General features: G+C 55.9%; 15 protein-coding genes. 13 read left to right on the top strand and 2 right to left on the bottom strand.

Going from position 1 to position 18,054, the window contains the following annotated elements; all coding sequences use genetic code 11:
* Positions 1-105: 105 nt before the first annotated feature.
* Positions 106-618, top strand: a complete 513-nt coding sequence (locus JOD69_RS08510; RefSeq protein WP_086134104.1) for an NUDIX hydrolase — start codon at positions 106-108, stop codon at positions 616-618.
* Between the two features lie 14 nt (positions 619-632).
* Here JOD69_RS08510 and lptG read toward each other — a convergent pair whose 3' ends face one another.
* Complete coding sequence (lptG, locus tag JOD69_RS08505) at positions 633-1,703, bottom strand: LPS export ABC transporter permease LptG (RefSeq protein WP_077730554.1); 1,071 nt, start codon at positions 1,701-1,703, stop codon at positions 633-635.
* Complete coding sequence (gene lptF / locus JOD69_RS08500; protein WP_086134103.1) at positions 1,700-2,842, bottom strand: LPS export ABC transporter permease LptF; 1,143 nt, start codon at positions 2,840-2,842, stop codon at positions 1,700-1,702. The genes lptG and lptF overlap by 4 nt, the downstream gene beginning before the upstream one ends.
* A gap of 89 nt (positions 2,843-2,931) precedes the next feature.
* On the opposite strand from lptF, the gene JOD69_RS08495 reads away from it, so the two are divergent.
* The 12 genes from JOD69_RS08495 to aspS all read left to right on the top strand — a co-directional run bounded on the left by JOD69_RS08495 (position 2,932) and on the right by aspS (position 17,329).
* The gene (locus JOD69_RS08495; protein WP_077730552.1) at positions 2,932-4,419 is read left to right on the top strand and encodes a leucyl aminopeptidase; all 1,488 of its coding nucleotides are present in this window, start codon (positions 2,932-2,934) and stop codon (positions 4,417-4,419) included.
* Positions 4,416-4,856: a DNA polymerase III subunit chi gene (locus tag JOD69_RS08490; protein ID WP_077730551.1), complete on the top strand. Its 441-nt coding sequence runs from the start codon at positions 4,416-4,418 to the stop codon at positions 4,854-4,856. Before JOD69_RS08495 ends, JOD69_RS08490 begins: the two co-directional genes overlap by 4 nt.
* Before the next feature lie 91 nt (positions 4,857-4,947).
* Positions 4,948-7,800, top strand: a complete 2,853-nt coding sequence (locus JOD69_RS08485; RefSeq protein WP_086134102.1) for a valine--tRNA ligase — start codon at positions 4,948-4,950, stop codon at positions 7,798-7,800.
* Positions 7,801-7,814: 14 nt separating this feature from the next.
* Positions 7,815-9,311 carry an HDOD domain-containing protein gene (locus JOD69_RS08480; protein WP_086134101.1) on the top strand — a complete coding sequence of 499 codons (1,497 nt, stop codon included), beginning with the start codon at positions 7,815-7,817 and terminating at the stop codon, positions 9,309-9,311.
* Between the two features lie 113 nt (positions 9,312-9,424).
* Positions 9,425-11,140: a type IV-A pilus assembly ATPase PilB gene (gene pilB, locus JOD69_RS08475; RefSeq protein WP_077730548.1), complete on the top strand. Its 1,716-nt coding sequence runs from the start codon at positions 9,425-9,427 to the stop codon at positions 11,138-11,140.
* Positions 11,141-11,145: 5 nt separating this feature from the next.
* On the top strand, positions 11,146-12,360 hold the full coding sequence (locus tag JOD69_RS08470) for a type II secretion system F family protein (RefSeq protein ID WP_077730547.1): 1,215 nt from the start codon (positions 11,146-11,148) through the stop codon (positions 12,358-12,360).
* Positions 12,361-12,376: 16 nt separating this feature from the next.
* Complete coding sequence (locus tag JOD69_RS08465) at positions 12,377-13,258, top strand: A24 family peptidase (protein WP_086134100.1); 882 nt, start codon at positions 12,377-12,379, stop codon at positions 13,256-13,258.
* A gap of 6 nt (positions 13,259-13,264) precedes the next feature.
* Positions 13,265-13,858 (top strand): dephospho-CoA kinase, encoded by a 594-nt coding sequence (coaE, locus tag JOD69_RS08460; RefSeq protein ID WP_086134099.1) that lies wholly within the window; start codon positions 13,265-13,267, stop codon positions 13,856-13,858.
* 120 nt (positions 13,859-13,978) lie between these two features.
* Complete coding sequence (gene zapD, locus JOD69_RS08455) at positions 13,979-14,773, top strand: cell division protein ZapD (RefSeq protein ID WP_240502530.1); 795 nt, start codon at positions 13,979-13,981, stop codon at positions 14,771-14,773.
* Positions 14,774-14,782: 9 nt separating this feature from the next.
* The gene (locus JOD69_RS08450) at positions 14,783-15,016 is read left to right on the top strand and encodes a DNA gyrase inhibitor YacG (protein WP_077730545.1); all 234 of its coding nucleotides are present in this window, start codon (positions 14,783-14,785) and stop codon (positions 15,014-15,016) included.
* Positions 15,017-15,181: 165 nt separating this feature from the next.
* Complete coding sequence (locus tag JOD69_RS08445; protein ID WP_077730544.1) at positions 15,182-15,469, top strand: zinc ribbon domain-containing protein; 288 nt, start codon at positions 15,182-15,184, stop codon at positions 15,467-15,469.
* 66 nt (positions 15,470-15,535) lie between these two features.
* The gene (gene aspS / locus JOD69_RS08440; RefSeq protein ID WP_086134098.1) at positions 15,536-17,329 is read left to right on the top strand and encodes an aspartate--tRNA ligase; all 1,794 of its coding nucleotides are present in this window, start codon (positions 15,536-15,538) and stop codon (positions 17,327-17,329) included.
* Positions 17,330-18,054 lie beyond the last annotated feature (725 nt).

Raw genomic sequence — 18,054 nt, 5'->3', positions numbered from 1 at the left:
GAATGATCTCGTATCGCACAATGAATCCGCCTAATCGATACGCACCGGCTCTACTCGCCGGTTCGCCAACGCCTCGGACGCGGACTTTAGCGCATTACCGCTAGAATGACGCCTCCGGAGCCGGACATCACCTCTACAAGGTGCGGACCACCTCAATCGGCCGTCGGCGTTGGTGCTGTCGTTTTTGATGCATCCGAGCGAGTTCTTCTGATCCGCAGAGGAAAACAACCCGCCTTGGGACTGTGGTCGATTCCGGGCGGTAAACAGGAACCCGGCGAGACGCTCATGCAATGCTGCCGGCGCGAGATACTGGAAGAAACCGGGATCGAGGCAGAGCTGGGCCCCGTAATTGCTCTGGTCGAGCGGATGATCGGCGAGTTTCATTATGTCATCGTCGATTTTGTCGCAACGTTGAAAGATCCGGAGAGCTTCACACCAAAGCCCGCCACCGATGTTTCGGACGCCCGCTGGGTGACAGTCGCCGATTTGAAGCACTATTCCCTGGTGGAAGGTCTGGAACGGGTTATTCGAATCGCCCTCGATAGCTTACACTCTGGTTTCGCTGTGGGCTTAATCGATGCCGACGGAAGCGGCCGCGACTTCTTGCCCTTTATCTAACCCACATCTCCAATCTAAGTTAGGCGAAGCCGGAAAATCGCGACCAAAGCACCCGTGAGCGCCAGCACTGTCGGAAAGAAAGCCGCAAATATCGGATTCATCTCATAAATCAGCCCCAAGTGACCGAAAGTGCGGTCAAACAAATAAAAACCCAACCCGATGACGACGCCTACCACGATACGCTGCCCCGTGCCGACTTCTCGCCGCACCGGCAGTACAAAAGGGGCGGCTACGAGCAGCATGACCAGAGTAACCGCCGGGTTCACGATTCTTCCCCAGAATGCCAGTTCGACGAACGCCGATTGCTGTTCGTTCTCCTTCAGATACCGGATGTATCTCGCCAGTTCGTAAGCCGATAGGTTTTCCGGACTGATCACGAACGCATTCAGCAGATTCGGTGCTAGCACCGAAGACCAATCAGCATACGCCTTTTGCTCGGTGACGATTCCGTCGGCTAGAAATTGGCTCTCGAAAATATTATCCAATCGCCACTGCTTCCCATCGTAAACGGCTTTGTCGGCATGCGTGGCCGAATGGAGTTTCTCTGTCCCATCCAGTTTGAAGATATTGATATCGCCCAAGTTTTCGGGCCGTTCGATTTGGCGGATATTGATGAATACATCACCGTCCCGCACCCAAAATCCATACTTCGTTCTCGATGCGATCTGCTTTTGCAATGCGGTCGCCTTAAGCGTATGCGCCGCGCGCTCCGCTACCGGAGCGATGTATTCGCCGATCCCGAGCGAAATGAAAACCAGCATCATGCCCCCCGCCAGCACTGCCCCGATGATGTGCAGACGTGAGGCTCCAGCGGCCTGCATGGCCACCAGCTCCCGATTGTTGGCCAAGGCTCCCAAGGTTACCAGGCTTCCGACCAATGCCGCGGAAGGCATCAGCTCGTAAAAATTGCGAGGCGAGGTCAGGATCAGATACTGAACGATACTCGCCAGGCCGTAATTCCCCTGCCCCAGATCGCCCAATTCATCCGCAAAGGTGAAAAAATTGAGGAGCGCTAACAATATCAACACGGCGATCAGCGATCCCTTGACCACTTCTCCTGCAATATATCGGCTCAGCGTTCTCATAACCCGACCTTTTCCCTGGCTACCTGAACGATCCAGCTAAAGCCGAGATTTCGAATGAACAAGACCCCGGTAATGATGAGCAAAAAGAAATAAACGCCGGAATAGCTCAGCCAAAGCGGTATCTTCTCGGTCATCAGAAGACCCTGAGTAATCTTTTGAGCATTCTCGTAAACGATATAAATCAGAAAGGCCGTAAACACGTTCCCGTAGACACCGCTACGCGGCGCGATTTTCGCGAGCGGAACGGCCAAAAAGCTCAGAAAGAGCACGCCGAACGGCACTGCCAAACGTTTCTGCAGCTCCGCCAACTCCCGTGGCGTATGCGAATACCACAGCACCATGCTATCCGACGCTTCGCGCTTGAGCGATGCCGTCTCACCCTCTGGACCATCGATGCGCACCGCGTATTCCTCAAACTCGCTGATAATAAAATCAGCTCGTCCGGGTATTCCTTGATAACGGCGGCCGTGCTGCAAAACGACGAAATGCTCGTTCAACTCGTTTCTTCTTAGATGGCCGCTCTCGGCGATCACTACGCCGGTTTTGTCCCGCTGCCGGCTTTGCACGAAGATCTTGTGCATGGAGTTGTCTTCGTTCAACTCCTCCGCATACAACACGACGTCGCCCTGGCTGAATTCGTTGAAACGTCCCGGTTTTATACCGCGTATGTCGGCACTTTTCTCGTCCTTCTTCATGAGCGCCTGGGCCTGTCGCTCGGACCACGGCATGACCTGCAGCGCCAATACGGCGGCAATGAGAGTCACCGGCAACACCATCCAGCTCATCGCCCGATAAATGCGGGTCAACCCCACCCCGCTCGATGCCAGCACCGACATCTCCTGGTCCCGATACATGCGCCCCAACACAGTCAAGGTTGCCATGAACAATGAAGCCGGAAGCAACTGGGCGGTTGCCGACAGGATTTTGAGCCCGAGCAGTTGAAATATGGTTTCGCCTGACAATTCGCCTTCGATGGCTTTGGCGAGAATACTCAGAAATTTGCGGCTGACGATGATCGTGACCAAAACGCCGAGAACGGCCCCCAATGTCTTGGCGAGTTCCGCCGCCACCATCCGGTCGAGCACCGAGATGATCGGAGGGCGTCTCCATTGAAGCGGTTTAAAAGGGTGGGGTTTCATAATAAGCTTTAACGATTCGAGGCCCTCCCTTGAAAATTGCGGTCAATTACGACAATCCATCCCTTAAGCAATAAGCCACAAATTCTACCATGGACTATTCGGCAAAATGTGAATCGCTCATCAAGCTTAGCGCCAACTGCGCAGTTCTAGGCTTTCACCAGAAACGAAAACTGACCGCCGCAGGCAGCGGGTTGGACGAACACTTGGGAGGCTTGATCTCCAGGCTCCTCAAGCGCGACGACGTCGAAGGAAAAGTCGGCGACGTTCTATTGATAAACCATATCCCCGAAAGCGACATAGAACGTATTTTGCTCGTCGGTCTCGGCAAGAAGGGAGAATTGGCCCCCGCCGCCTACCGCAAGGTTTTGGCCGCAGCGGCGAAATCGCTGAAAGATTCGGGGGCAAAACTTGCCGTGAGCCTTCTCCACGAAGCCGAGGTCGAAGGGTACGATCTGGCTTGGAAAATCCGGCAAGCCGTGGAGGTATTGGAAGGAAACCTATACAAATTCACGCGCTTGAAAAAAGAGGCGGACGATAAGCCGCAACGCCTATCCAAACTCCAATTCCTGCTCGACAGCGAGGATCAATCGGCGGAAGCCAAACTGGGCATCAGACAAGGCTTGGCCATCGCCAACGGCATGAACATCGCGAGGGATCTGGCCAATCTGCCCGGCAACATCTGCACGCCGACCTATCTGGCGGAACAAGCCGAGCAAGTCGGGAAAAGCCGGAAAATCAAGGTGCGAATATTCGACGAGTCCGATCTCGAAGCTTTGAGCATGGGTGCCTTTCTGTCCGTCTCCAAAGGCAGCGAGCAGCCTGCCAGGCTCATCGTCATGGAATATTCCGGCGCTTCGTCGAAAGCCAAGCCTTTCGTTCTGATCGGCAAGGGACTCACTTTCGACGCCGGCGGCATTTCGCTGAAACCGGCCGCCAACATGGATGAAATGAAATACGACATGTGCGGCGGCGCGAGCGTGATCGGCGCGCTCTCGGCGATAGCCGAGCTCGAATTGCCGCTCAATGTGGTGGGATTGATCCCGGCTTCCGAAAACCTCCCGGACGGCAAAGCCAATAAGCCGGGCGACATCGTCACCAGCATGTCCGGCCTTACCGTCGAAATCCTGAATACCGATGCCGAAGGCCGTTTGCTGCTGTGCGACGCGCTAACCTACGCCAAGAAATACGAGCCGGCCGCCGTGATCGACGTCGCGACCTTGACCGGAGCCTGCATCGTCGCTTTGGGCCGTCATCCGAGCGGCTTGATGAGCAATAACGAAGGTCTAGCCCAAGCGCTGACGGAAGCCGGCGAAAAAGCCTGGGACCGGGTATGGCGCCTGCCGCTTTGGGACGAATATCAGGAGCAGCTCAAGTCCAAGTTCGCCGATCTCGCGAATATCGGCGGCCCCGACGGCGGCACGATCACGGCCGGCTGTTTCCTGTCCCGCTTCGCCAAGGACTATCCGTGGGCTCACGTCGACATCGCCGGAACCGCCTGGAGAACCGGCAATGAAAAAGGCGCGACCGGACGCCCTGTGCCGCTGCTGGTGCAGTATCTGATCGACCAAGCGCGATGACCCGGATCGATTTCTACGTGCTGCCCACCGGAGATGCTCACAGCCGCCGCTTGATGGCCTGCCGTCTTACCGAGAAGGCCATCAAGCAAGACCTGACGGTTTTCGTTTATGCCGCTTCGGAAGAGGAAGAACGGGTGCTAGACGATTTGCTATGGACATTCCGGCAAGGCAGTTTCGTCGCCCACGAACGGCTCGATGCCTCCGCAGCCCAAGCCGAAACGCCGGTGCTCATCGGACACCGGAGCTCACCGCAGGCTGCCAAGAACGTACTGATCAATTTGAGTGCCGAAATACCGCCCGATCTCGACCGATTCGAGCGTCTGGTCGAACTTGTCGACCAGGACGAAACGGTAAAACAGGCAGGACGCCGTCGATACCGGTTCTATACGGATCAAGGCCATACCATTCAGACGCATCGCTTGGATAGCTCCGACTGAAGCCTCGATCAGCTAAGTTTTCAATATAATTCGAGATCGATCGTCTTGCGCCAATCCCGCGATTGGCCATCCCTAAACAACAGAACACGTCATGGATAAAACCTACGAGCCTCATTCCATAGAATCGCGATGGTACAAATTCTGGGAGGAAAGCGGATATTTCGCGCCCAGCGGGAACGGAACGCCGTACTGCATCATGATTCCGCCGCCGAACGTGACGGGCAGTCTGCACATGGGCCACGGATTCAACAACACCATCATGGACGCCTTGATCCGCTACCATCGCATGCAAGGCTACAACACCCTCTGGCAGGTCGGCACCGACCACGCCGGCATCGCCACGCAAATGGTGGTGGAACGGCAATTGGCGGCTCAGAACCTCACTCGCCACGACTTAGGCCGCGAGAAGTTCCTCGAAAAGGTTTGGAAATGGAAGGCCGAATCCGGCGGAACCATTACCCGGCAATTGCGCCGGCTGGGCTCGTCGGTCGACTGGAGCCGGGAGCGCTTCACCATGGACGAGGGACTTTCCCGCGCCGTGCAGGAAGCCTTCGTGCGCCTCTACGACGACGGATTGATTTACCGCGGCAAGCGCCTGGTGAATTGGGACCCCAAGCTGCATACCGCCATCTCCGACCTGGAAGTGCAGAGCGAGGAGGAAAGAGGCAGCCTATGGCATTTCCGCTACCCGCTGGCGGACGGCTCGGGCCATCTCGTCGTCGCCACCACCCGTCCGGAAACCATGCTGGGCGATACCGCCGTGGCGGTGCACCCAGAGGACGAGCGTTATAAGCACCTGGTGGGCAAGACTGTCAGGCTGCCGATTACGAACCGGGAAATCCCCATCGTCGCCGACGAATACGTCGACCCCGCGTTCGGCACCGGCTGCGTGAAAATCACGCCGGCCCACGACTTCAACGACTACGATGTAGGCAAACGCCACAACCTGCCGCTGATCAACGTACTGGACAAGGATGCCCGAATCCTGCACGAATTCACCGTGCTCACCTTCGAGGGTTATGCCGGCGCGCACGGGGAAAAAGCTCCGGAAGCTTATGCCGGCCTGGACCGCTTCGAAGCGCGCAAGCGAGTCGTGGACGAATTCGACCGATCAGGGCTATTGGAGAAAATCGAGCCGCACACGCTGAAAGTGCCGCGCGGCGACCGTTCCGGCGTAGTCGTCGAGCCGTGGCTCACCGATCAGTGGTACGTCAGCGCCAAGGAACTGGCGAAACCCGCCATCGAAGCGGTGGAAGACGGCCGCATTCGCTTCGTGCCCCAGCAATACGAAAATCTTTATTTCTCCTGGATGCGCGACATTCAGGACTGGTGCATCTCCCGGCAATTGTGGTGGGGCCACCGCATCCCGGCCTGGTATGACGACCACGGCAACGTCTACGTGGGCCGCAACGAGGCCGAAGTGCGCTCCAAGTACAGCCTGGACGCCGGCCTGAAACTGCGCCAGGACGAGGATGTACTCGACACCTGGTTCTCCTCCGCCCTTTGGACGTTCTCGACTCTGGGCTGGCCGGACCAGACGCCGGAATTGAAGACCTTCCATCCCACCGACGTACTGGTGACCGGCTTCGACATCATTTTCTTCTGGGTGGCGCGCATGGTCATGATGACCATGCACTTCATGAAACACCCGGACGGCAACCCGCAAGTGCCGTTCAGGACGGTTTACGTGCACGGTCTGGTGCGCGATGCGGAAGGCCAGAAAATGTCGAAATCCAAGGGCAACGTGCTGGATCCCCTGGACATCATCGACGGCATAAGCCTGGAGGATTTGGTGCAAAAGCGCACCAGCGGCCTCATGCAACCGCAAATGGCTCAGAAAATCGAGGCGCGGACCCGCAAGGAGTTCCCGCAAGGCATCGCCGCGTACGGCTGCGACGCCCTACGCTTCACCTTCGCCTCCCTGGCCTCCACCGGGCGCGACATCAAATTCGACATGGGCCGGGTCGAGGGCTACCGCAATTTCTGCAACAAACTGTGGAACGCGGCGCGCTACGTGCTGATGAACACCGAGGGCAAGGACTGCGGACTGGATAATGCCAACGTTAAGTTCACCTTGGCCGACCGATGGATTCGAAGCCGATTGCAGCTGACGATACGAGAGGCCAGCAACGCCATCGAGAATTATCGCTTCGACCTGGCGGCCCAAGCGATTTATGAATTCGTTTGGAACGAGTACTGCGATTGGTACCTGGAACTGTCCAAGCCCACGCTTTACGGCGCGGAATCCCCTGACAGCCACGGATCGACTCCGATCGAGTATGTTTTAGGAACGCGTCAGACGCTGGTCCATGTACTCGAAACCATTCTACGCCTGGCTCATCCGCTGATGCCTTTCATCACCGAACAAATCTGGCAGCGCGTCGCTCCTCTGGCCGGCAAGAAAGGCACGAGCATCATGCTGCAAGCCTATCCCGAGGTCGACGAAAGCTGGATCGATCCGGAATCCATCGCCGAGATGGAATGGGTCATGAATATCATCTTGGGCGTTCGGCGCATCCGCGGCGAAATGAACATCGCGCCCGGCAAGCCTCTGCCGATCATGATTCAGAATGGCTCCGAACAGGATCGGATTTGGCTGAGCCGCAACCAAGAGTTCATCGTAAAGCTGGCCCGCGTCGAAACCGTAACCTGGCTTTCGGAATCCGAAGCGGCTCCGGAATCCGCCACCGCGCTGGTCGGCGAGATGAAAGTTCTGATTCCCATGAAAGGATTGATCGACAAGGATGCCGAACTGGCGCGGCTGGAAAAGGAGATCCAGCGTTTGTCCAAAGACCTGCCGCGTATCGAGGGCAAGCTGAATGACACCGGCTTTCTCGAGAAAGCCCCCCCTCAAGTCGTCGCCAAGGAGCAAGCGCGCCTTCAAGAGATTCGCGTTAGCCTCGTGGAGTTGCAGGCGCAGGCGGAAAAAATCCGTGCTTTATAGGGGTACCTGTCGTCATGCGCGATGATCCGGCCGCAGAAACACCTGAAGACGGTGCAAAGGCGTCAGTCAGCGAAACGTCGGCGGCCAACGTAAGAGAAAGCCCGACAACTCTGGAGGATTGGACCAACTGTCTGCGCGACAAGGAAATGCCTATTTTTTCCCGTACCGCGCAGCGTCTTAATCAAGTCATCGAGGATAAACGTTCGGGAGTATCCGAACTTTCGAAGATCATTCTCGAAGACCCGGGGCTCACGGCCAGGCTGCTGAAGTTCGCCAGCAGTCCTCACTACAACCCCAGCAGCATCCGTCTGGCAACCGTTACACGGGCTATCGTGTTGCTGGGACTCAATGTCATCCGCGAACTGGCACTAGCCTGCTCGTTCATCGAAACGGTTCTGTCCAAACAACGCAAACACCAAGTAAACCGGGAAATCGCCTGTGCCTTGCACAGCGCAGTACAGGCGAAATCACTCGCGATCTTGCTTAACGATCCACGACCAGAGGAAGTATTTGTCGCTGCCCTGCTGCACAACATCGGCCACATCGGCTTTTGGTGCTTCGAACACGATGCCGGGGAAAAAATTCAGGTACTGACGGAACAGCAAAAAATACCTGCCGAAAAAGCCGAAAAAACCGTTTTAGGATTTCAACTCATTCATCTCGGCGCCTCCCTCAGTAAAACGTGGGGACTTGGCGGGTTGATCGAAGAGGCATTTTCCGGCAACTCACCCCGCACGGAGTACGTCAAGCTCGGTTATCAAGTCGCCAGAAATTCACCTCAAGGGTGGAACACCGAAGAAATCAGGCGCTGCATTTACCGAATGGCTGAGCTGACGGGAAAGCCGGAACGCCATTTGCTCACGATATTGCAGGATAACGCGGAAAGTGCGATAAGACTCGCCAAGCAATCCGGAGCCCATCAAGTCACACCCTATATCCCCGGCACAGATCGGGGGCCAACGGGCAAACAGCGTCAGACCGATGATCTAGCGCCGAGGGACGACACCAGCCTGATACAAATCATGCAGGACGTGACCAATCTCTTGTGCGGCGAGTTCAACGTGAACCTGGTTCTCGAAATGATCTTGGAGGGAATTTATCGGGCTTTAGGCATGGATCGGGTCCTTTTCGCGCTGTTAACGCCCGATCGCAAACGTCTCAAGGAAAAGTTCGCGCTCGGCTGGCCGTCGGTTGAATCGCGCGGACAACTGCAAATCGGCATTGCCGGTTCGTCGCCCAACATTTTTTCGAACGTGCTGGAGAAGAACGAGTATTTTTGGGCTCGCGGTGCCGACACCGAAACACAGCGGTTATTTACCGGAGAGGTCATTGCGCAGTTCGGCCAGCACGACTGCTGCCTCTCCCCGGTCAGCTACGACAAGCGGGTCATAGGACTCTTCTATGCCGACCGCGCGTTCAGCAAAGAACCGATTACCCGTGAGGTTTTCGACAGTTTCCGTCAGTTGACCATGCAGGCCAATATTGCCTTGAAGCTTCTTCAAGCGCGCTGATCCTCACCATCAAGCGGCTCCGTCCGAGCAAACTGGATAAAGCCCATGCATCGACTAATATTATCGAGGCTTTCCAACAATGCGATGCATAGCTGTCCGTAGCATTAAATCTCATGGCAATCACGGCGACGAAATTGCAACTCAGCGGACTGGCCAAAAGCCTGGTCAAGGAAGGGCTGTTGACGGAATCCGATGCACATCTTCATCTCGACAGCGCTCTTCAAAAAAAAACCCATTTCGTAAGCTATCTGGTCGGCAACAAGATTCTCGATAGCCTATCCATTGCATGCGTAGCATCCAAAGAATACGGAATTCCTCTATTCGACCTGGATGCGATATCTCCGGACATGATGCCGACCAGGGCCGTCAGCGAGAAGCTGATCCGCCAGCACCATGTCCTGCCGCTGTTCAAGCGCGGGAACCGCCTGTATCTCGGGCTCGCCGATCCCACCAATCTCCAAGCTCTGGACGAGATCAAATTTCACACCCGGTCCAGCACCGAAAGCGTCATCGTAGAGGAAGACAAACTGACGCGGATGATCGACCAGGCCCTGGAAGCAGCCGACATCTCGTTCAAAGACTTGGTGGATGCCGATCTCGACAATCTCCGGATTACCGGCGGCGATGAAATCGATCAGCCCTCCGAAGGCGAATCCTCGGATATCGATGACGCCCCGATTGTCCGATTAGTCAACAAGTTTCTCCTCGACGCCATCAAGAAAGGCGCTTCCGATATCCATTTCGAGCCTTACGAAAAAAACTTCCGCGTCCGCTTTCGTCACGACGGCATGCTCCACGAGGTCACAAGCCTTCCGGTCAACCTCTCAGGGCGGGTCGCGGCGCGCCTGAAGGTCATGTCGCGAATGGACATCGCCGAGCGGCGCATCCCTCAGGACGGCCGCATCAAGATGGCATTGTCCAGGACTCGCGCCATCGATTTCCGCGTCAATACCTGTCCGACGCTATTCGGCGAAAAAATCGTACTCCGTATCCTCGATCCGACCGCGGCCCAAATCGGAATCGAAAAGCTCGGCTTCGAACCGGAGCAGCAGCAAAACTTCCTGAGCGCCATCAATAAGCCCTATGGGATGATTCTGGTTACGGGGCCCACCGGGAGCGGTAAAACGGTCAGTCTCTACACCGGGCTCAATATCCTGAATACGGCCGACCGCAATATCTCGACGGCAGAGGATCCGGTGGAAATCACCGTGCCCGGCATCAATCAGGTCAATGTCAACGTCAAAACCGGCCTGACTTTTGCCGAGGCGCTCCGGGCATTCCTGCGGCAGGACCCGGACGTCATCATGGTAGGCGAAATTCGCGACCTGGAAACGGCCGAGATTGCGGTCAAAGCCGCACAAACCGGCCATTTGGTGCTTTCCACCCTGCACACCAACGATGCGCCCCAAACGCTCAACCGCTTGATGCAAATGGGCATCCCTGCATTCAACATCGCTTCCTCGGTGTTGCTCATCATGGCGCAGCGGCTGGCCAGGCGGCTTTGCGAGCATTGCAAGAAGGAAGAGGACCTCCCTCCGGAGGTTTTGCTGGAAGCCGGGTTTCGAGAAGAAGAGCTGGGCAGTTTTACGGTTTTCGGACCGGTCGGCTGCGATAAATGCGTAAAGGGATACAAGGGCCGCGTCGGCATTTATCAGGTCATGCCCATTTCCGAATCCATCAACCGCATCATTCTGGAGGGCGGGAACGTCCTTCAGCTCGGCGAACAAGCGAAAGCGGAGGGTGTGGCGGACCTGAGGGAATCGGGGCTTCGAAAAATCAAGTCGGGCATTACCAGTCTGGAAGAAATCGACCGCGTCACGCGAGATTAAGTCTTATGGCAAAAGAAGAACTCGTTCTGTTTATTTGGGAAGGCGCCGACCGTACCGGCGGGCGAATCAAAGGGGAACTGTCCGCGCGCACAGAAACTACGGCCAAGGCCGAACTCCGACGCCAGGGCATCAAAGTCATCAAGATCAAGAAAAAGCCCAAACCGCTCTTCAGTGCGCGAAAGAAGAAAATCACGACCAAAGACATCGCCGTATTCAGCCGACAGCTCGCGACGATGATGAGTGCAGGGGTACCGCTGGTTCAAGCCTTTGACATTGTCGGGCGTGGCCACGAGAATCCAAGCATGCAGGAACTGATCATGGGCATCAAGGCCGACGTCGAAGGAGGCAGTCCGCTTGCCGAAGCCTTGGGAAAGCATCCGATTTATTTTGACGAGCTATTCTGCAGCCTTGTGCATGCCGGCGAGCAAGCCGGCGTTCTCGAAACGCTGCTGCACAAGATAGCGGAATACAAGGAAAAAACCGAATCGCTGAAGGCCAAGATCAAAAAAGCCTTGACTTATCCCACAGCCGTCATCGTGGTTGCCTGTATCGTAACGGCCATCCTGCTGATCTTCGTGGTACCGACGTTCGAGGAATTGTTCAAGGGTTTTGGCGCGGACCTCCCGGCATTTACTCAAATGGTCATCGAGATGTCCCGGTTTCTACAGGCATCGTGGTATATCGTATTGGGAGTTCTCGTTGCCGTCGGCTTTGTGTTCGTGAAGCTCAAACAGCGCTCGGCCGCGTTCAATCAGGCCCTCGATAGATTTTCCCTGCACATACCGGCGATCGGCACCATTCTGCATAAGGCGGCGATTTCCCGTTTCGCCCGGACCTTGGCCACCATGTCGGCAGCCGGCGTCCCCTTGGTCGAGGCACTGAAGTCCGTGGCAGGTGCTACCGGTAATATCATTTATTCCAATGCCGTCCTTCGGATGCGAGACGAAGTCGCCACCGGACATCAGCTTCAACTGAGCATGCGACAGGCAAACCTGTTTCCCAACATGGTCATACAAATGGTCGCAATCGGAGAGGAATCCGGCTCGTTGGACAGCATGCTCGCCAAAGTGGCGGATTTCTACGAGGAGGAAGTGGACAACGCCGTCGATTCGCTCAGCAGCCTTCTTGAGCCCATGATCATGGCGTTCCTGGGCGTCGTTGTCGGCGGTTTGGTGGTCGCCATGTACTTGCCGATATTCAAGCTCGGCTCAGTCGTCTGATCGAGGAAATTCCGAGGTGGCGCCATTCATCCAGTTATTGGCCGAAAATCCAGCTTTGTTCTTGACCGTCATCGGCGTTCTGGGGCTCGTGGTCGGCAGTTTCCTGAACGTAGTCATTCACCGCTTGCCGATAATGCTGGAAAAAACCTGGCGGCGGGAGTGTAAAACCTATCTCGATCTCGAACCCGAATCGGAGCCGGACGAGGCCTACAATTTGCTCGTTCCGGGTTCACGTTGTCCACAGTGCAATCGGCCGATCCGCGCTTGGGAAAACATCCCGGTCGTCAGTTACCTACTGCTTAGAGGACGATGTGCCGGGTGTCGAATACCAATCCCCTTTCGCTACCCGGCCATCGAAGCGCTGACCGCCGCGATTTCTGTCGCCGTTGCCTGGCACTTCGGTTTCACTTGGCAAACCGCATCGGCACTGATCCTCAGCTGGAGTCTAGTTTGCTTGAGTTTTATCGACTTCGATCGTCAACTGCTTCCCGATGCGATTACCTTACCTATCCTATGGGCAGGACTGTTTCTTAGCCTGTTCAACATTTTTACAGACAGCTCCTCGAGTATACTGGGGGCCATCTTCGGCTATCTAAGCCTTTGGCTGGTATACCACTTGTTCAGGATCGCGACCGGCAAAGAAGGGATGGGATACGGCGATTTCAAACTGCTCGCCATGCTCGGCGCGTGGTTGGGATGGGGCCTTTTGCCGACCATAGTGCTGCTCTCATCCTTGGTCGGGGCCATCATCGGGATAGCCATGATCGCCGTTCTCAGGCACGACCGCAGCATTCCCATACCATTCGGCCCTTATTTAGCCATTGCCGGATGGATTGCCCTGCTGTGGGGCCATGACATAAACGCCGCTTATATGCGTTTCGCGGGAATTTCCGGCTGAGCCCCCATGCTTGTCATCGGTTTGACCGGCGGAATCGGTTGCGGTAAAAGCACGGTTGCCAGATTATTCGCCGCCAAGGGCGTTCCAATTCTGGACGCGGACGTCATCGCCCGCGAGTTGGTCGAACCGAATCGACCGGCATTCGAGGCGATCAAGCAGCACTTCGGGGCTGCGATTCTAAGAGATGGCTGTCTCGATCGGGCAAGATTGCGAGAAATCGTCTTTTCCGATCCCGAAGAAAAACGCTGGATCGAGACACTGCTGCATCCCCTGGTGTATTCCGAGATCGGCCGACGAATAGCGACTCTTTCGGCACCTTACTGTATCGTGGTCGTTCCCCTGCTTCTGGAAACCGGCCAAAGGCATTTCGTGGATAGATTGCTGGTCGTCGATTGTTCAGAAGAAACGCAACGGCAGCGCGTCAGGCTCCGCGATGGATTGAGCGATAGGGAAATCGAGAAAATCATGGCGTCCCAAGCCAGCCGCACCGAACGGCTGGAAGCAGCAGACGACGTGCTCGAGAACATGGTCGATGAAGCTGCTCTATCGGACCGTATCGAAGAATTACACCAACTCTATCTCGCACTCGGTGGGCAGTAATCCGAATAATTCTTACACAAGAGCAAGCGCAAAAGGTAGTATTGACTAATCTCCGGGATAAACGAAAATGGTGTCCGCCAACGGACACCCTTTCATAAATCCTGGATCGGATTGTTTATTATGCTATCGATTGCCGAAACTCCCGCCTTGAGCGATTCCATTATTTACGAGTTCCCGCTAAATGAGCGCATACGCGTATTCATGAGGCTTGAGCAACTCTTTCAGCAGCTTGACCATTTCATGGCCGGCAATTCGATTTGGGACAGTCGGGCAGTCATTTCAACGCTGCTGGATGTCCTAACGCTCTTTAGCCGCAATGATCTGAAGTCGGAAACATTAAAGGAGTTGGATCGCCATGCTGCGGTGCTGACGCGAATGGCGCACAATCAAGACATCGATCACGCTAAGCTGGATAAGGTCCTGACGAAGCTCGATAAATTAAGCAAAGAGCTTTATGCGGTTCCCGGCAAGCTCGGCCTCTCTCTGATGGAAAACGAGCTTTTCAAGAGCATCTCTCAGCGCAGCACCATTCCGGGCGGAACTTGTTCTTTCGATTTACCGGCCTTTCATTACTGGCTTAAACTCGACGACCACACACGCCGGCACGATCTCGAAAGTTGGTTGGAGCCGTTTCGTCTCATACGCTCGGCTATCGATATTTTGCTGAATTTCATACGGACCAGCGCCGCACCGACCGATGAACAGGCTAGCGGCGGCTTCTTTCAGAAAAGCCTGGACCACACCCTGCCGTTTCAACTGCTCCGCGTAGGCGTGAGGCGTTCGCAACCTTATTTTGCGGAAATCAGCGGAGGCAAGCACCGGTTCACCGTGCGCTTCATGATTCCCGACACGGTTGAACGGCCGACCCAATGCCAAGACGATATTACTTTCCAGTTAACCTGCTGCTTATTGTGACGAGCGAGTTTGTCCGACGCACTTTCATATAAAATCGTTAAATGTCCTCGTTGTCGAAAGCCAGTCGCCTGGAGCGAAACCCATCGGTTTAAGCCATTTTGCAGCGAGTACTGCAAATTGATCGATCTAGGCGAATGGGCCTCGGCGTCCTATGCCATAGCGGGTGAGCCGGCGGATCCCGACTCGCCGGACACGGAAACACCGCTATCGAGCGACTATTCGGGTTACCTGCCTGATCCATAATCTTGCGGACAGCCTATCATCCGCGAAACGGCCGTATTCATCGGGCTTTTGGGGGCACCTGAGCGGTCAAATGCCGTTTCCCGGATCATGGAACATTGTCCTTGAAAACTCGTCCTAAACCCTCATATTACAAGCGCCTGTTTCAGACCAAACGAGGAGTTTTCCATGCCTATCTATGAATACCAATGCAAATCGTGCGGCCACGAATTCGAAGCCATCCAGAAAATCAGCGACGATCCTTTGAAAGAATGCCCCGCATGCGGCGATCTCGAATTGAATAAATTGGTATCGGCCGCCGGTTTCCGACTGAAGGGGGGTGGCTGGTATGAAACGGACTTCAAGGGCGGAAAAGACAAGAAAAAGAACCTGGCCGGCGACACTTCCGACGGTAAATCGGATTCGTCGACGGCCAAGAAGGAAACCCAAAAGTCGACTGCGGATGCGGCCTCGTAAACTTGTACATCGATAGCCAGACCCGTAATATTTTCGTTTTTGTCGTTCGAATTTAGAGATATAGCAATGCGTAGCCACAGATGTGGAGAATTGACGGAAAGCCATTTGAATCAGGACGTGGACCTCTGTGGCTGGGTTCACCGCCGCCGCGACCACGGCGGCGTGATATTTATCGATCTCCGCGACCGAGAAGGCCTTGTTCAGGTCGTATTCGATCCCGATTATGCGGAAGCCTTCAAGCTGGCAGAGACGGTTCGCAGCGAATACGTGCTTAAAGTGCACGGCACGGTTCGCCTCCGCCCCGCCGGCACGGAAAACCCGAATTTGCCGACGGGCAAAATCGAGGTTCTGGCTACGCGGTTGGAAATCCTCAACAAAGCCGAAACGCCCCCGTTTCCCTTGGAAAGCGAAATCGAAGTCAGCGAGGAAACCCGTCTGCGTTTCCGCTACATCGATTTGCGCCGTCCGGTGATGCAGCATCGCATGAAGATGCGGCGCGACGTCGTACGCTTTCTCAGACAATTTCTCGATCATCACGGGTTCTACGAGATCGAAACTCCTTTCCTGACCAAAGCGACCCCGGAGGGCGCGCGGGATTATCTGGTCCCGAGCCGAACTCACCCGAATCATTTTTTCGCTCTGCCGCAGTCTCCGCAGTTGTACAAACAGCTGCTGATGATTTCCGGCATGGATCGCTATTATCAGGTGGTACGCTGCTTCCGGGATGAGGATCTTCGCGCCGATCGCCAGCCGGAGTTCACGCAGCTCGACATCGAAACCTCCTTCATGGACGAAAGCCAGATCATGTATCTCATGGAGGACATGATTCGGCAGCTGTTCACCGACGTTTTGCACGTCGAGTTGCCCAATCCCTTCCCCCGGTTGACTTATGCGGAAGCCATGCAACGCTACGGTTCGGACAAGCCGGATTTGCGCATCCCGCTCGAATTGGTCGATATCGCGGACTTGGTCGCACAAGCGGAATTCAAAGTGTTCGCCGGTCCCGCCAAGGATCCAGATGGGAGAGTCGTGGCGCTTAAACTCCCCGGCGGCGCCAATTTGTCCCGCAAGGAGATCGACGATCTGACCCAGTATGTCGCCATATACGGCGCCAAGGGCCTAGCCTACATTAAGGTCGTCGACCGCAGCGCCGGAGTCGAAGGCTTGCAATCGCCGATCGTCAAATTCCTTCCTGCGGAAGCCGTGCGCGGCATCCTGGATCGAGTCGAGGCGGAAACCGGCGACATCATTTTCTTCGGCGCCGACAAAACCAAAATCGTCAACGAAGCGATAGGCGCCCTGCGCCTGAAGCTAGGCCAAGACCGCGGACTCGTGGACAAAGGCTGGAAGCCGCTATGGGTGGTCGATTTTCCCATGTTCGAATGGGATGAAAAGGAAGCCCGTTGGTTCGCACTGCACCACCCGTTTACCGCTCCGAAATGCAGCCTCGAGGAGCTTCAGTCGAATCCCGGCCGCGCCCTTTCCCGAGCCTACGACATGGTGCTGAACGGCACTGAAATCGGCGGTGGCTCCATACGTATCCACCGTACCGACATGCAGAAAGCCGCGTTTGAGCTGCTCGGGATCGGAGACGAAGAGGCCCAACAAAAATTCGGTTTCCTGCTCAATGCGCTCCGGTATGGAGCGCCGCCTCATGGCGGCTTGGCCTTCGGTCTGGACCGGCTGGTTATGCTTATGAGCGGCGCGACATCGATACGCGAAGTCATGGCCTTCCCCAAAACTCAATCGGCCTGGTGCCCGATGATCGACGCTCCGGCCATGGTCACCGACGCTCAGCTCCGCGAACTCGGTATACGCCTTCGCCGTCCGCAAGAGGGAGAAAAAGGCGAAACGACTTAATAACAAGGAGGCGCGATAGGCGTTCGGGATTACCCCCGAATAGCGGCAGAGCTGTCGCGCCGAAGCACGCCCTGGGTTTCGCTTGCAAAAGCCGACCGAGGCGGCGTTGCTCCTTCAATTGCAAACGTCGCTTTAGTCGCGACCTGTTTCCTTACGCTCGCCGGCCGGTTCGCGGCTGAGCCGCCCGCGCCGCCCACCGTCTTCGTGCCCCTTCGACCGAGCTCAGGGCAGGCCCTTCCGACGGGGCTGAGGACAGGCAAGGCCATCTAACCGGCCTAACGCACGGTCCGCAGCTCCAACTGCCGTTTCCAGGTACAACTTATCCATTGTCCTATCGCCGTCCGGCAACACCTAAACCCTCGGCTCCATCGAATACCCGTTCGTCGTGGTTACTCCTGGAGCTAACTCTGTCGCAAGCCCCCACCAAAACTTTCCGCAAATACACTCGCATCGCTCGCGCCGAAGGCATGAACCCTTCACAGTGATGGCCGAAGCCATACGCATCCAATTAACAGCCCCATCTTGTCGCAAAACTGTGACACTACCGATGACCTTTACGCTTGAGGGACGGCACGATTTCTCCCATTGCCCCGACGAAAACGCGTTCGGACGCACGCTAGACAGAAAAACGCGTTGATTCAAGCGCATTCGACCGGTTGCAGCCTGCTCTCACGAGCGATGTCGTCTTGCAGCGACTCAACGCTTTCCAAAACGAGCGAAACTGG

Origin of the sequence: Methylocaldum sp. RMAD-M (assembly GCF_017832375.1) — a bacterium.
In the GTDB taxonomy this organism is placed as follows: Bacteria; Pseudomonadota; Gammaproteobacteria; order Methylococcales; family Methylococcaceae; genus Methylocaldum.
This window is presented reverse-complemented; position numbering and strand designations above follow the sequence as displayed.